The 14,059-nt window shown below is 42.9% G+C and carries 15 protein-coding genes; 5 read left to right on the top strand and 10 right to left on the bottom strand.

The genetic code is table 11. From position 1 onward, the window contains the following. The first annotated feature begins 134 nt into the window (after positions 1 to 134). Both MUS1_RS02465 and MUS1_RS02460 read left to right on the top strand, forming a co-directional pair. Positions 135 to 413, top strand: coding sequence for a damage-inducible protein J (locus tag MUS1_RS02465; RefSeq protein WP_036159145.1), 279 nt, complete (start codon positions 135 to 137; stop codon positions 411 to 413). Between the two features lie 3 nt (positions 414 to 416). Then, entirely contained in the window at positions 417 to 692 is a 276-nt protein-coding gene (locus MUS1_RS02460; RefSeq protein WP_036158576.1) for a type II toxin-antitoxin system RelE/ParE family toxin, read from the top strand. 79 nt (positions 693 to 771) lie between these two features. Here MUS1_RS02460 and MUS1_RS02455 read toward each other — a convergent pair whose 3' ends face one another. The 3 genes from MUS1_RS02455 to MUS1_RS02445 are packed head-to-tail and all read right to left on the bottom strand — an operon-like array spanning position 772 to position 3,112. Continuing rightward, entirely contained in the window at positions 772 to 1,434 is a 663-nt protein-coding gene (locus tag MUS1_RS02455) for an anthranilate synthase component II (protein ID WP_036158573.1), read from the bottom strand. A gap of 11 nt (positions 1,435 to 1,445) precedes the next feature. After that, positions 1,446 to 2,885 carry an anthranilate synthase component I family protein gene (locus MUS1_RS02450; protein WP_036158569.1) on the bottom strand — a complete coding sequence of 480 codons (1,440 nt, stop codon included), beginning with the start codon at positions 2,883 to 2,885 and terminating at the stop codon, positions 1,446 to 1,448. Then, on the bottom strand, positions 2,882 to 3,112 hold the full coding sequence (locus MUS1_RS02445; RefSeq protein WP_036158565.1) for a Trp family transcriptional regulator: 231 nt from the start codon (positions 3,110 to 3,112) through the stop codon (positions 2,882 to 2,884). Before MUS1_RS02445 ends, MUS1_RS02450 begins: the two co-directional genes overlap by 4 nt. Positions 3,113 to 3,270: 158 nt before the next feature. On the opposite strand from MUS1_RS02445, the gene nadS reads away from it, so the two are divergent. Together nadS and MUS1_RS02435 are read left to right on the top strand one after the other, a co-directional pair. Continuing rightward, positions 3,271 to 3,555 carry a NadS family protein gene (gene nadS, locus MUS1_RS02440; RefSeq protein ID WP_036158562.1) on the top strand — a complete coding sequence of 95 codons (285 nt, stop codon included), beginning with the start codon at positions 3,271 to 3,273 and terminating at the stop codon, positions 3,553 to 3,555. 147 nt (positions 3,556 to 3,702) lie between these two features. Then, positions 3,703 to 4,086 (top strand): hypothetical protein, encoded by a 384-nt coding sequence (locus tag MUS1_RS02435; protein ID WP_036158559.1) that lies wholly within the window; start codon positions 3,703 to 3,705, stop codon positions 4,084 to 4,086. Positions 4,087 to 4,141: 55 nt separating this feature from the next. Here the strand turns inward: MUS1_RS02435 and MUS1_RS02430 are convergent, their stop codons facing one another. Then, on the bottom strand, positions 4,142 to 5,065 hold the full coding sequence (locus tag MUS1_RS02430) for a histone deacetylase family protein (RefSeq protein WP_036158556.1): 924 nt from the start codon (positions 5,063 to 5,065) through the stop codon (positions 4,142 to 4,144). Positions 5,066 to 5,223: 158 nt separating this feature from the next. On the opposite strand from MUS1_RS02430, the gene MUS1_RS02425 reads away from it, so the two are divergent. Continuing rightward, the gene (locus tag MUS1_RS02425) at positions 5,224 to 7,644 is read left to right on the top strand and encodes a bifunctional acetate--CoA ligase family protein/GNAT family N-acetyltransferase (RefSeq protein WP_036158553.1); all 2,421 of its coding nucleotides are present in this window, start codon (positions 5,224 to 5,226) and stop codon (positions 7,642 to 7,644) included. 102 nt (positions 7,645 to 7,746) lie between these two features. Here MUS1_RS02425 and cdd read toward each other — a convergent pair whose 3' ends face one another. From cdd to mutM, 6 genes are all read right to left on the bottom strand, one after another. Next, positions 7,747 to 8,169, bottom strand: a complete 423-nt coding sequence (cdd, locus tag MUS1_RS02420) for a cytidine deaminase (RefSeq protein WP_036158550.1) — start codon at positions 8,167 to 8,169, stop codon at positions 7,747 to 7,749. Positions 8,170 to 8,175: 6 nt separating this feature from the next. Continuing rightward, a complete protein-coding gene (locus tag MUS1_RS02415; protein ID WP_036158547.1) occupies positions 8,176 to 9,144 on the bottom strand; it encodes an ABC transporter permease in 969 nt (322 codons plus the stop codon). Between the two features lie 9 nt (positions 9,145 to 9,153). Further along, positions 9,154 to 10,251, bottom strand: a complete 1,098-nt coding sequence (locus tag MUS1_RS02410) for an ABC transporter permease (RefSeq protein ID WP_036158545.1) — start codon at positions 10,249 to 10,251, stop codon at positions 9,154 to 9,156. After that, on the bottom strand, positions 10,248 to 11,804 hold the full coding sequence (locus MUS1_RS02405) for an ABC transporter ATP-binding protein (RefSeq protein ID WP_036158542.1): 1,557 nt from the start codon (positions 11,802 to 11,804) through the stop codon (positions 10,248 to 10,250). The genes MUS1_RS02410 and MUS1_RS02405 overlap by 4 nt, the downstream gene beginning before the upstream one ends. Positions 11,805 to 12,016: 212 nt before the next feature. Further along, positions 12,017 to 13,006 (bottom strand): BMP family lipoprotein, encoded by a 990-nt coding sequence (locus MUS1_RS02400; protein ID WP_036158539.1) that lies wholly within the window; start codon positions 13,004 to 13,006, stop codon positions 12,017 to 12,019. Positions 13,007 to 13,214: 208 nt separating this feature from the next. Further along, entirely contained in the window at positions 13,215 to 14,033 is an 819-nt protein-coding gene (mutM, locus tag MUS1_RS02395) for a bifunctional DNA-formamidopyrimidine glycosylase/DNA-(apurinic or apyrimidinic site) lyase (RefSeq protein ID WP_036158536.1), read from the bottom strand. Between the last annotated feature and the right edge of the window lie 26 nt (positions 14,034 to 14,059).

Raw genomic sequence — 14,059 nt, 5'->3', positions numbered from 1 at the left:
CCAATTTTTTATTACTAATTTCATAATAGGATAGAACTCGAAACATACTGAAACTTCAATCATTTTATTGCCACTTGTTGAAACTACTAAGCTGTACTAACATTTGTGCGACAATGACCATTCAGGTAGAAGCTATGGATACTAGAATTCAATTTAGAGTAGACGAAGAAACCAAACGCTTGGCTCAGGCAATGACAGAAAGCCAAGGCAGAAGCCTAAGCGACGCGTGCCGTGAAATGACTGAACAACTCGCTAATGAACAGAAAAAACGCATGTCTCATGATTCATGGGTAACGGAGCAAGTGAACCTCGCCTTTGAACGTTTGGATCAAGGTACGGCAGATTTTGTTACTCAAGAAGAAGCCAATGCACAAATGGAAGATTTCAAAGCTAAAATACGTGCGCGGGGATAAATTATGATTTTATGGGAAAAGGAAGCCCTAAAAGATCGCCAAATCGTTTTTGAATACTTATATGAGTTCAACTCGATTGCTGCAGAAAAAACAGACGATATTCTTATAAATAAAATTAAAAATCTACTTCATCAACCATCAATGGGAGTTGAACGAGTAAACCTTAAAGGGCGACTTTTAATTATCCCCGAAATATCCATGCTCGTTTCTTATTACACTGACAATAAAGACATCAAAATTCTTCGTATACTCCATATAAAGCAGAAGTATCCCCAATAACAGCAATAAAGACTAAAAAATGAACAAGAAACAAAAAAGGCCGAGTAATCACTCAGCCTTTTAAGTTTTTAATTTAATATCACACCTGAAACAAAAAGTTTTTGATCAAGTCTTTACCGCCTTCGGTAGCGAAGGACTCGGGGTGAAATTGAATCCCTTGAATCGGATATTCTTTATGTCGAACACCCATGACCTCAAAGTCACCACCCTTATGAATCATCGTTAAATCATTGAAGTCAGCTTCTGTTAAACCGCCTACAGACGCGGTGACTTCCAAGACATCAGGAAAGCTTTCAGCTTCTGCGATTAAAGAGTGGTAACGCATGACTTCAAGCTGATCAGGAATGTCGTGAAATATGCCTTTACCGTTATGGGTGATTGGGCTGGTTTTGCCATGCATTGGCAATGGCGCTTTCACAACCTTGCCACCAAACACATGACAAATCCCCTGCATACCAAGGCAGACGCCCATCAGTGGAATGGTTTTACCAAATTCTAAAATCACATCAGCACACACGCCAAAGTAGGCTTTATCGTCTGGCGAACCCGGCCCAGGAGAAATGATGATACGATCCGGCGCCGCTTGGCGGATGTCTTCCAACGTCACTTCGTCGTTTCGCTTTACGACCACTTCAAACGCTGAAATCTCGCCTTTGCTTTTTTCTGTTTCCAACACTTCACCAATAAACTGATACAAGTTGTAAGTGAAGGAATCGTAGTTGTCGATAATATAAACTTTCATGTTTTCTTCCCTTACGCCTTATTGCTATTAGTTGAATCGGCTTTTGGAGCAAAGCTGTCTAATACGCGTTTTGTGCCTGCAAATTTACGCTGAATCTCTTCGTATTCGTCTTCTGCATTTGAGTCGTATACGTTACCGCCACAAGTTTGCACGTAGGCTTTGTTACCATTAGCGAACACAGTACGAATCGGGATCGCAAACATACAGTCGCCATTGAAAGAAAACTGACCAACCGCACCACCATAAGGTCCGCGCCCATCATTTTCCAAGTCATCGATCACTTTCATGGCTTCAATTTTTGGTGCACCAGTCAAGGTTCCCGCTGGGAAGTTACTTGCCAAGGCAGAGAACATGTCATGATCTTCCGCCATAATGCCAACAATTTCGCTGGAAATGTGTTGAACGTGACTGAAACGTTTAATGTCCATCAAACTACGTACTTTTACCGTACCGAAACGCGCCACACGACCAATGTCATTACGATGCAAATCGACGATCATATTATGTTCGGCAATTTCTTTTGGGTCGTTCAACAAGGCACGTGCCAACGCCGTGTCTTCCGCTGGTGTTTGTCCACGTTTTGCCGTACCCGCAAGAGGGAAAGTTTCCATTTCACCTTGGCGAACTCGGAACAACAATTCAGGGCTGGCACCAATAACTTTCTGCTCGCCAAATTTAACGTAATACATTTGCGGAGACGGATTCACTTCACGCAACTGCTCGTACAAATTAATCGTGTCACCTTCCATGTCGAACCATTTCTTAAAGCCGACTTCGCACTGGAAAATTTTACCGTCGATGATGTCTTGTTTTACTTTCGCTACCGCGTCCGCGTGATCGGCTTTATTCATAGATTCGCCAGCAGGACGAACCACAAAAGGACCATTTTCTGGCGTTGGTGCCGCCATCATTTCTTTTACTAATTCCACACGATTCCCTGTGGAATCGGCATCGTCGTAATAGAAGTAGAATACTTCGCCTGTCATCTTGTCGAAGATCAAACCGTCTTTGAACAAACCAAAGCGAAACGCATCAAACATCTCACTGGCTTGAAGGTCTAACGTCGGTTCAAAATAGTTCATACTATCGTAACCGATATAACCCGTTAATCCGCCTGAAAAACCACGGGACAGAATATTTTGCGGCACAATATCACGCAGTAAATAATAAGGGTTATTCGAATCGTAAGATTCCGTAGAACCATCACGCTCTTGAATAAACAGTTTTTTGCCTTCCGCCCAAATCAGCTTTTCAGGATCGAAACCGATAATAGAATGGCGGGAAATGAAGCTCTCTTCACCAAGGGATTCCAACATAAAACAGTTATCAAAGCGCTTCTCGACCTTCTTAAACAAATCGAAAAAATCGCAATCTGAACTGATCGTCACATATTTAGGTTTGCGTGGCAGAGTAATGCGCTCCGGCTTCTTGTTTGGTTTTAACGGACTCATGATTCTTTTAATTCCTTCAATGCTCGGGAGCCACGGGTCACCGTCGCAATACCCACACCCAATTGTTTCGCAATGTCGCGCTGCGCGACACCTTGATCTAACAACTCGATAATATTTAAACGACGCACCATTTCACTGATCTCATTCGGCGTCAGCAACACAGTCAAACGCTTCTCTAACTCAGCGACATCATCCACTTCGGATAAAAATTCGATCAAATTTTTCATATGCACTTCTATCTAATGAAACAGCCATGTATCAACGTACTAGTACAATATAGATTTCAATTAAGAGAAGCAAGATCTTATAGCGATAAATTCATTTTTGATTGGGAAAAACGAAAGGAGTACATTGTACACCTCAAGATTCCAGAATGAGGTTTAACATGTTTATTTTCAACGAATTAAAATCCTCTTTAGAAGAAGTGGTAGAAATACACCAAGGTCGCCAAAAAACAGCTCGTGTCACTCGTTATGACATTGCTGACGTTAAAGCAATTCGTGATGGGTTGAATGTCTCTCAAATGGAATTTGCCAAAGCACTTGGCACCAGTGTTGATACGATTAAAAGCTGGGAAAGTAGACGCCGAAATCCAACAGGATTAGCCGCAAAAGTTTTGTCGATGATTGAGGAAAATCCGAGCTTTTATAACGCTTTATCAGCGCATTAATAGAGTCTGATAAGAGCGGAAGCGTTTAGTAAAGCCTGCCTTTACAATCAATTATAAAAAAGTGTAAGAATATTGAACTTCCCACGTCTAAAATACACAAACATTTATGACTTAAATACCAATATAGAAGATTCACGGAGCAAGCACATGGGCATTGTTGTTACTATTTTTATGACACTTATTTTATTTCTATCTGTATCAGGCCCGGTGGAAAGAACACTCAAGAAGTTTCAATATAGTATTTTTTTGGTGGCGTTTTTATTGGGTGCGTGGAATGCATTTTGGTATGGCGCGCAGCATATTTATGATTTTTGGGGAATGGCAGCAATGATATCTGGTGTATTGATGATGCTAATCAGTTTATCAAATGTGTCATTGGAAAACGCTCCGGCTTCCATCAAAATGGTATTTGGCTGGCTACAATCTAAAGTTAACGCTCTACCACGGGGTTTCAAGGAGTTAACATTATTGATGTTATTTGGGTGTGTTGGCATTTATGGTTACACACTAATAGCTCTTAATCTTCAGTAACCTCGATGATTTTTTCACCGTCACATCAATCGAAGCGGCGGTGAAAAAACACTCATTAAAGTCTCATCAGGCTCTTAATATGACAAAACGCGGCTCGTCCTAAGGCGTCGATGTTGTAACCACCTTCTAGCACAGAAACCACTCGTCCTTGGCAATGTTTATCAGCCACATCCATTAACACATCGGTAATCCAAGTAAAGTCTGCTTCGTCTAATCTTAGCTGCCCCATTGGATCTTCTTTGTGAGCATCAAAGCCAGCTGAAATCATAATTAATTCAGGTTTAAAGGCATCGAGTGCGGGTAAAAGTTGTTCATTAATGATGGCTTGAAACTCAGTGCGACCTGACCCTGCAGTGAGAGGCATGTGCAGAATATTGTCGTGGGAATCACCCGGATCACTGTAAGGATAAAATGGATGCTGGTAACTGGACGCATACATGACATTAGCATCTGCTTTGAAAATATCTTCCGTACCATTGCCATGATGTACATCAAAATCGACGATGGCAACGCGTTTCAAACCATATTGATGAACCGCATGACGTGTACCAACGGCAATGTTGTTAAACAAGCAAAAACCCATGGCTTTATCAAATTCAGCATGATGCCCCGGCGGACGAATCGCACAAAAAGCGTTATCCACTTCACCTGCCATCACTAAATCCACAGCTTTGACTACCGATCCAGCAGCATGAAGCGCAGCATCTAAGGTGTGTGGCATCATCAAGGTTTCTGGTTCCAATTCGACATGCCCAGATTCTGGCGCTCGGGCAAAAATAGAATCCACATAAGCGGCATCATGGGTTTGAACAAGCTGTTCGTATGTGGCGGGCTCAGCTTCTAAGCGACGAACGAAATCCATCAGCTGCCCCATGATCAAACGGTTCTGAATCGCGCCAAGGCGCTGCGGTGATTCTGGATGATCATCCCCCATGTTGTGACGATCACAATAAGTATGTGTAATGTAGGCCGTTGTCATCTCATATCTCAATGATTTTTATTTTTTTACTTTGATTGTTTTATATCAAGCCACAAAACTGCAAAGACAGTCTACCCTACCATGGTCTACAATCCTTAAAGATAAAGACCATGATACTTTTATCTTTTGTTTAGCATCAGTCATTAGGAGAACGCCCAATGAGCCAACATGCATTGCAACCTTTACTCGCGCCAAAATCCATGGTGGTTTTGACCGGTGACGATGCACAAGACCCGCTCATGTTGGCTCTGCTAAAATCCCTACTTCATAAGGACAAGTCCAATCACGGAAAATTCTGCCCTGTTAGCTTAGTCGGTGTTGAACCTGCGACCTCCTTTTCATTCCCTCTGTTTACGTCTTTGGATGAATGCATTGCTTTAAATGGAGCAAAACCTAGCCCAGATCTTGCTGTGCTGGTTGGTACACATCCAGATTCATCCATGGAAGAGATTATTACAGCCTGTGGTAGTGCTGGTATTGGCTCTTTATTGATGTTGTCTTGGACTGAGGAATCGGAAACCAAATTGATTCCGATATTGCGTAAACACAATGTTCGCCTACTCGGCCCAAACAGCTTTGGAATTTGTCGTCCGAAACTAGGGGTTTATACTTGGCTTGGTTTAACACAACCTCTAACTGGACGGCTGGCTTTAATGTCTCAATCCGGAACCGTCGCCAGCGCCTTGGTTGATTGGGCAACGTGGCAAGGCATCGGCTTTTCTCAAATCGTGTCCATGGGGTCGCCAGTTGATGTCATGCCGTCACAAGTGCTGGATTATTTGTCGACCGATTTCGACAGTCAGGCAATTCTGATGTATTTGCAAAAAATAGGTAGCCCGACTCGTTTCTTAAGCAGTCTTCGGGCAACAGGTCGCAGTAAGCCTGTCGCGGTTGTCACTGAACATTCTATTGGTTCTGACGAACGAGTATTGGATGCCGCGTTAAGTCGAACTGGTGCGGTACGTGGTCGCCGACTAAATGATTTGATCGCCGCCGCATCAGTAATGACAAATGCCCGTCGCGTCAAAGATGGTTCTTTATTGATTATCGGGAACGGTGCTGGTCCTGGCGAACTAGCCGCCCAACGTGCGATGGAATTGAATATCGATTTACTTACTCCAGAAGGCGAACTGTGCGAGAAATTAGAATCCACCATGATGGGTCGAGGCGGTATTGGCTCAGTGACAACCGTTTGGGCAAGCTGTGCCACTGATTTATTTATTGATTTGGCCGCTGATGCACTAAGCAGCCCTCAATGTGGTGCCGTATTGCTAACTTTAAGCCCTACTGCGCTGATTGATATGGATTCTCTCTACACTCTCATTACTAAGCTGCATCGAGACCAGAAAAAGCTCGTCATGGTATGTTTACTTGGTGGCGGCAACATGACCAACATGCGAACCCGTATTAACGAAGCGGGGATTCCAACCTTTCGTACGCCCGAAACCGCGATTGAAGGCTTCCAATTCTTAGTTCAATTTCAGCGCAATCAGTTACTTGCGAAACAATCGCCAGACAGTCATGCGTTTCGTTTCAAAATCGATGTTTCTGAAGCGACGAATAGCCTGAATGCATTATTAAAAGCGGGACAAAACACGGCAAATGCAGAGAACTTACGCAGTATTTTTGAGTTATTCCATATTCCTTTAATTTCTCGTAGACAAGCTTCCCATCAGTTATCAGCGCCTATTCATTTACGCGTTTTCCAAGATGCTGTTTTTGGGCCTGCTATTGGCTTGTCTTTAGAAGGTGCTCAGGAACACAAGCAAGCAGAGGCTGTTGCCTTACCACCATTAAATACCGTATTGGCAAAAGACTTAATTCAGCGAGCGTTTCCCGGAGAAGAATCTTTCGAACTAGAAAGCTTACTGCGTAATTTATCAACCATGGTGTGTGAACTGCCCGAAATAGAAAGCTTAGAACTAGCAGACTTGAGGGTACATGAAAGCGGCAGTGTGTATGCTGATGTGACTGCCAATTTACAGGCACGTAAGAGTGAACGTCGTTACGAACATCTAGCGATTCACCCTTACCCTAGACAATGGGTGTCTGAGCGCATTTTGAAAAATGATGAAGTCGCTACCGTTAGACCCGTACTACCAAGAGACGCGGTCATCTTGGCGGATTTTGTCCGCAGTATGTCTCATGAAACACGTTACTTCCGATTCATTTCCAATATCTCAGAACTAACACCTCGCATGCTTGCGAGCATGTCTCATATTGATTACGACAGGGAAATGGCCTTGCTCGCAGTTATCAACCGAGATGGCAAAGACTTACTAATTGGTACTGCCAGATACATAGACAATTTTGACGACCAAAGCTGTGAATTTGCCGTTGTATTAGGCGATGAATTCCAAGGTTTAGGCTTGGCTTCCTATCTCATGCGACAACTTTTCCAAGTCGCCGCAGACAAAGGTATCAAGGTGATGAAAGGAATAGTATTGGCAGAAAACAAACATATGATCGAATTCTGTCGTCATCTGGGCTTCACCATCAAACGCGATCCAGATGATTTTGGACAAGTAGTTGCAACAATTAGGCTCACACCGAGCATGTTAAGCAAACTAAGCGACTAGGTAACACATTCCTATTATAAAAAGACCCCCAGTAATTGGATAGTCCAACTATTGGGGGTCACTTCAAAGCGTGGTTTTTTATAAAGCCATTTTAAGAATCAATTATTTCAAGTTTTCAGGCCCAAACGAGAAAGGTAATAACTCATTCATAGAAAGCGACTTACGAACACCTTCAGGGCCACAAATGTGAATCATGGTATCAACAGATGAGAATTCACGGATCTTCTGTCGACAACCGCCACAAGGCGTAACAAGTCCATCACCGTTACCAATGACATAAATGTCTTTGATTTCAGTGTCACCACCAAGCACCATAGAAGCAATTGCGCCCGCTTCAGCACAAGTGCCTTCTGGATAAGCGGCGTTTTCTACGTTACAGCCTGAATAAACATGACCATTTGCCGTCGAGATGGCTGCTCCGACATTGAAATGAGAGTAAGGCACATAGGCCTTGCTCATCGCTTCTTTTGCCAGTTGAAAAAGCGTTTCGTCTTGTTTCAGTTCTAATGTATTAGGTTTTAACATATAGAGCTAAGCTCGCTCTTTCACGTACGGTCGACCAATGGCTTTCGGCCCTATTGCTTTACCAATGAATCCAGCAAGCAACAATACGGTCAAGACATAAGGAAGCACCTCGATCGCTTGTACTGGCACTTCACCAATACCTGGGATCACCACACCTTGCATGCGAATTGCTACAGCGTCTAAGAAACCAAACAACAAACACGCAAGCAATACAGGAACAGGTCGCCATTTACCAAAAATAAGCGCAGCAAGCGCCATATAACCTTTACCTGCACTCATGTCTTTTAAGAACCCAGCGTTATGTGCTGTCGATAAATAAGCCCCTGCAAGTCCACATAAAATGCCACAGACGATTAATGCACGGTAACGAATGAAAGCGACTGAAATACCAGCCGTGTCTACCGCATGAGGGTTTTCACCAACCGCACGAAGACGCAGACCAAAACGTGTTTTGTAAATCACCCAATAAGTCACTGGCACCATAGCAAAAGCCAAGTAAACCAAAATATTATGACCGCTTAGTAACTCTGAATAAATCAAACCAATTACAGGTACATTGGCTAACGCGTCGGCAAAAGGCAAGGTAACTGAAAGGAATCGTGAGTCTCCTGATAAGGTAGGCGTTTGACCACCCATACCAAACCAATTCATCGACAAAGTTACGGTTAATCCTGCCACAATCGTATTGATAGCCACACCCGAAACGATGTGATCGCCTCGGTGAGTGATACAGGCAAAACCATGAACCATTGCCAAAGAAACGGACGCCATAATACCGAAAAATAAGCCGATCCACGCAGAACCAAAAACAGCGGCACCTGCAGCAGCGGCAAAGGCACTACCCAGAATTTTACCTTCCAAACCGATATCAACAATACCGGCACGTTCAGAATACAAACCCGCTAATGCAGCAAAAATCAAAGGTGTCGATACACGCATTGTTGCATCAAGCATAAGTATTAATGTTTCAAACATATTTTTCCCCTACGCCACTGCTCTGCGAATAAAAAAGCCTTCGATACGGTCTTTAAACATGTGTTCAAGCGCACCAGAAAACAAAATAACCAGACCTTGAATAACAATAACTATTTCAGGCGTAATCGTCGGAATTTCAAATGCCAGTTCAGAACCACCTTGGTACAAGGCACCAAATAGAATGGCCGCTAAAATAATGCCAATAGGGTGATTTCGCCCCATCAAAGCAACTGCAATACCAGCAAAACCGTAACCTGCTGTGAAGTTAAGCAATAGACTGTGATTCACCCCCATGATTTCATTAATGCCAACGAACCCCGCCAAACCGCCAGAAATAAGCATCGCCCAAATAGTCACTTTCGCCGTATCAATACCAGCATACTTTGCCGCTGTTGGGTTGGTTCCTAATGTGCGTAACTGGTAACCCCAGCGAGTGTGCCAAATCAATCCCCACACAAAAACACAACAAACCAAAGCGATAATAAAAGCAACGTTAAGAGGTGAATCACCAATATCGATACCTAATGGAGAAAACAATTCATGCAAGTAAGGCATCCAAGCGTTTTCTTCAAACGTACGACTGTTCGGTGCCATGCGCCCGTCTTCTTTTAACCAGTTTACGATCAGATAAACCATTAACGAAGAAGCGATAAAGTTAAACATGATAGTCGTGATTACAATGTGGCTACCGCGACGCGCTTGCAAATAAGCAGGCACATAAGCCCATGCGGCACCAAATGCTGCCGCACCAAGAATCGCTAAAGGCGCGATGATGTAGAACGGCATGGTGTGATCCAGTGCCAAACACACTAAACCAACGCCTAATCCGCCAATATAAGCCTGACCTTCGCCACCGATATTAAATAAGCCACCTTTGAAGGCAACAGAAACAGCCAAACCAGTGAAGATCAGGTTGGTCGCATAATACAAGGTATAACCAACCCCTTCGTCATAACCGAAAGCACCGTAAATAAGATAACCAGCGGCTTCAATTGGATCTTCACCAATGGCTAAAATAATCAGACCTGACACAACAAACGCCAACATGATGTTTAAGAAAGGAATAAGCGCAATATTTACCCAAGCAGGAACTTTTGCCTGACTCATGCTGGCACCTCTTCTTTTTCTTCGCTGTAGGCATTTGCCATCATTAAGCCAAGGGTTCGTTCGTCAGCGTCTTTTGCATCTAATTCGCCAACAACCGCGCCATCAAACATCACAATGATGCGATCACTCAGTGCCATAATTTCATCCAATTCGACAGATACCAGCAAAACAGCTTTGCCAGAGTCTCTTAATTTAACAATTTGTTCGTGAATATTTTCAATCGCTCCAATATCTACGCCACGTGTTGGTTGACCAATCAGCAAGATATCTGGGTTTTGCTCAACTTCTCGAGCGATAACGATTTTTTGTTGATTGCCGCCAGAAAAGTTCGCCGTTTTTAAATGCGGATTCGGTGGACGAACATCCCAAGCAGCCATGCGCTCATTGCATTCATCAACCATCACTTTACGGTCCATCAAAACTTTGCCGTTGTACGTATCAGAGTTGTGATAACCAAGCACAGCGGCTTCATAAGCTTCAAAGCCTGTTACCAAACCCATTTTATGGCGATCTTCTGGAACATGCGCCATCTTAAGCTCACGCATTTGTGCCGCATTTTTCGGTGCATTCGCGGTAATCACTTGACCAGCAATATGAATCTCACCTTCACCCATTGGTTCAATACCAGAAAGCACATTCAATAGTTCACTTTGACCATTGCCAGATACACCAGCGATACCTAGAATTTCACCTGCGCGTAATTCTAAGCTGACGTTTTTAAGACGCTTTACGCCTTGGCTATCAAATTGAGAAAGGTTTCTAGCAGAAAGGAACACATCGCTTGGTTTGGCTTCGCCTTTATCGACGGTAAGGCGCACTTTTTTCCCTACCATTAATTCAGCCAATTCTTCTTTGTCTGTCTTCGCCGTTTCACGATGAGCAACCATTTGACCTTGGCGCATCACAGAAACATTGTCTGTTGATGCCATGATTTCACGGAGTTTATGGGTAATCAGTAAAACCGTCACACCCTGATCTTTTAACGCTTTTAAAATTCGGAAAAGATGATCCGCTTCTTGCGGGGTTAACACACCCGTTGGTTCATCTAGTATTAGAATACGAGCGCCACGATAAAGCGCTTTTAATATTTCTACTCGCTGCTGCAAACCGACTGGAAGCTCTTCCACTATCGCGTCTACATCAATATCTAAACTGTATTCTTTAGCCAAGCGCTGCAATTCAATACGCGCAGCGTCGACACCGCCTTTAAGTAATGCTCCACCTTCAGCACCTAAGATAACATTCTCAAGTACGCTGAAATTTTCAACTAGCATGAAATGCTGATGCACCATACCTATACCGGCATTAATTGCATCTTGGGAACTGCGTATATCAACACGCTTTCCGTCCACTTCGATATGACCTGTATCTGCTTCATAAAAGCCATAAATGATACTCATCAAAGTAGATTTGCCCGCGCCGTTTTCACCAATAATACCGTGAATAGAACCTGCCGGAACTTGTAGGCAAATGTCTTTGTTAGCCTGAACGGCACCAAAGCGTTTGCTGATATCTTGCAATTCGATTGCGTATGGCGTTGTTTTATTAGTCATATCAAAAAATAATTCATCTGCTTAAAAATGGAACGCTCTAAGTGTATCAAGAGCAAAAAACACCTTATGTGCTTTTTTTTTGCTGTCTCTCTTTCGCAGTAACTATTGTCCTCTACACACGCTTATAAAAACGCTCTACAGTAGTATTCAATAAAAGGATAAGTACAAAAAAAGGTGCCTGCAAAACGCAGGCACCTGTTTGATTTTATAACTTAATAGTTACAAGTACTGTCTGACATGTAGTCATGAACTTTGATATCGCCGCTCACAATTTTAGAACGAATGTCTTGTACTTTCGCTTTCATATCAGCGGTAATTAGGCTTGCGTTGTTATCATCAAGAGCCCAATCAACACCACCTTCAGCTAAACCAAGAACAACCAAACCTGGTGCCCAAGTACCCGCTACAGAATCTTTATAAGTATTGTAAGCGGCTAAATCTACACGCTTAACCATAGACGTCAACATAGTGCCTGGCTGAATGTGATTTTGATTTGAATCGACACCAATCGCTAACTTACCTTCATCTTTTGCCGCTTGGTATACGCCGATACCAGTACCGCCAGCCGCTGCGAAAACGACATCAGCGCCTTTAGAAAATTGGCTTTTTGCAAGTTCAGAACCTTTAGTCGGATCGTTAAACGCCGCACCAGTAGAACCTGTCATATTTTGGAAAACAGAAGCGTTTGAAGAAACATGTTTAACGCCTTGCTCATAACCACAACCAAACTTACGAACAAGAGGAATATCCATGCCACCAACAAAACCAACAGCATTAGTTTTAGAAGCCATAGCAGCAACAGCACCAACGATAAAAGAACCTTCATGCTCTTTAAAGACAACAGACTGAACATTTGGAAGATCAATCACACCATCGATAATAGTGAAGTTCACTTCTGGGAAGTCTTTCGCTACTTTTTCAACAGCCGATGTCATGTTGAAACCAACAGTCACGATTGGTGAATAGCCGCGTTTAGCAAGACGACGTAAGCCCTGTTCAACTTGAGCTTCATTTTTAGGTTCAAATTCGCGAACTTGAATGCCAGTTTCAGCTGTGTATTTTTTAACGCCGTTATAAACACCTTCGTTAAAAGACTTATCGAATTTACCTGCTTGGTCATAGACAACTGCTGGTTCTGCTGCTTGAGCCATGCTCGCTGAGATGGCTAGCGCCGTTACGGACGCAAGAAATACACCTTTCATTCCAATTCCTCTTATATGTGTAATTAAATTTAGATAACTTACAATCTTGTCCAACTGGTCGAAAATAAACCTATTGAAAAAAATCTGCAATCTAATATGCACAGTTTAACCAAGATTCTTACTCAAACGGTAAGGTTAATTCAAAATCTTATTCATTTATGCCTAATGGAATGAGATAGCAATTCTCATGCCTAATATAATCAAATAGTCAGGTTTGGCATTTTATACAATACACAGTACTACGTTGAGCCTGTCTAATTTCTTTCAGCGAGGTACCGCACACAGTACAAGGCTTACCTGCGCGACCATAAACCAAAAGTTCTTGTTTAAAGTAACCTGGTTTTCCATCACCACCAACAAAGTCTTTTAATGTGGTTCCGCCCTGCTTAATGGCAGCTGAAAGCACTACTTTGATGCATTCAACTAATACCGCCAAACGAGCCTTACTAATATTGCCAGCCATTCGATTCGGTCGAATACCTGCAGCAAACAAAGCTTCGTTTGCATAAATATTCCCTGCACCAACTACAACTTTACTGTCCATAATGAACGTCTTAATCGGTACTTTTCGACCTTTCGCCCGAGCGTATAACATGTCGACATTGAATAAGTCGGACAAAGGCTCTGGACCAAGGTACTTTATTAAGTCATGTTCTAACCAGTCTTCTGTCGTCCACAAAATAGCGCCAAAGCGACGTGGGTCTGTGTAACGCAATAAAGGCTCATCTTCTTCAAAACAAAAGTCCACATGATCATGAAACAATGGTGGCGTTTTAGCAGGCACAAAATACAAACTGCCAGACATACCAAGATGAACAATTAAGGTTCCTTTCTTTGTATGAACGCCAATGTACTTACCGCGTCGAGAAAGATGAGTGATTTTTTGCCTGACAATTTCAGAGCTCAGTTCTGGTGTAATTAGCCAGCGTAACTTTGGTTGACGAATATCTATCTTAGAAAGGGTTCGACCCACAAGGTGAGGCTCAATACCACGCAAAGTGGTTTCGACTTCTGGCAATTCAGGCATAAGCAACCTCTATAGATATTAAATAA

It is taken from the genome of Marinomonas ushuaiensis DSM 15871, from assembly GCF_000521805.1.
Lineage (GTDB): Bacteria > Pseudomonadota > Gammaproteobacteria > Pseudomonadales > Marinomonadaceae > Marinomonas > Marinomonas ushuaiensis.
This window is presented reverse-complemented; position numbering and strand designations above follow the sequence as displayed.

Excerpts from the sequence above, each read along its gene's own strand:
- MUS1_RS02400 (WP_036158539.1), bottom strand. The coding sequence starts at position 13,006 with ATGAAAGGTGTATTTCTTGCGTCCGTAACGGCGCTAGCCATCTCAGCG.
- cdd (WP_036158550.1), bottom strand. The coding sequence starts at position 8,169 with ATGTTAAAACCTAATACATTAGAACTGAAACAAGACGAAACGCTTTTT.
- nadS (WP_036158562.1), top strand. The coding sequence starts at position 3,271 with ATGTTTATTTTCAACGAATTAAAATCCTCTTTAGAAGAAGTGGTAGAA.
- MUS1_RS02465 (WP_036159145.1), top strand. The coding sequence starts at position 135 with ATGGATACTAGAATTCAATTTAGAGTAGACGAAGAAACCAAACGCTTG.
- MUS1_RS02455 (WP_036158573.1), bottom strand. The coding sequence starts at position 1,434 with ATGAAAGTTTATATTATCGACAACTACGATTCCTTCACTTACAACTTG.
- MUS1_RS02405 (WP_036158542.1), bottom strand. The coding sequence starts at position 11,804 with ATGACTAATAAAACAACGCCATACGCAATCGAATTGCAAGATATCAGC.
- MUS1_RS02435 (WP_036158559.1), top strand. The coding sequence starts at position 3,703 with ATGGGCATTGTTGTTACTATTTTTATGACACTTATTTTATTTCTATCT.
- MUS1_RS02425 (WP_036158553.1), top strand. The coding sequence starts at position 5,224 with ATGAGCCAACATGCATTGCAACCTTTACTCGCGCCAAAATCCATGGTG.
- MUS1_RS02415 (WP_036158547.1), bottom strand. The coding sequence starts at position 9,144 with ATGTTTGAAACATTAATACTTATGCTTGATGCAACAATGCGTGTATCG.
- MUS1_RS02460 (WP_036158576.1), top strand. The coding sequence starts at position 417 with ATGATTTTATGGGAAAAGGAAGCCCTAAAAGATCGCCAAATCGTTTTT.
- mutM (WP_036158536.1), bottom strand. The coding sequence starts at position 14,033 with ATGCCTGAATTGCCAGAAGTCGAAACCACTTTGCGTGGTATTGAGCCT.
- MUS1_RS02450 (WP_036158569.1), bottom strand. The coding sequence starts at position 2,885 with ATGAGTCCGTTAAAACCAAACAAGAAGCCGGAGCGCATTACTCTGCCA.
- MUS1_RS02430 (WP_036158556.1), bottom strand. The coding sequence starts at position 5,065 with ATGACAACGGCCTACATTACACATACTTATTGTGATCGTCACAACATG.
- MUS1_RS02445 (WP_036158565.1), bottom strand. The coding sequence starts at position 3,112 with ATGAAAAATTTGATCGAATTTTTATCCGAAGTGGATGATGTCGCTGAG.
- MUS1_RS02410 (WP_036158545.1), bottom strand. The coding sequence starts at position 10,251 with ATGAGTCAGGCAAAAGTTCCTGCTTGGGTAAATATTGCGCTTATTCCT.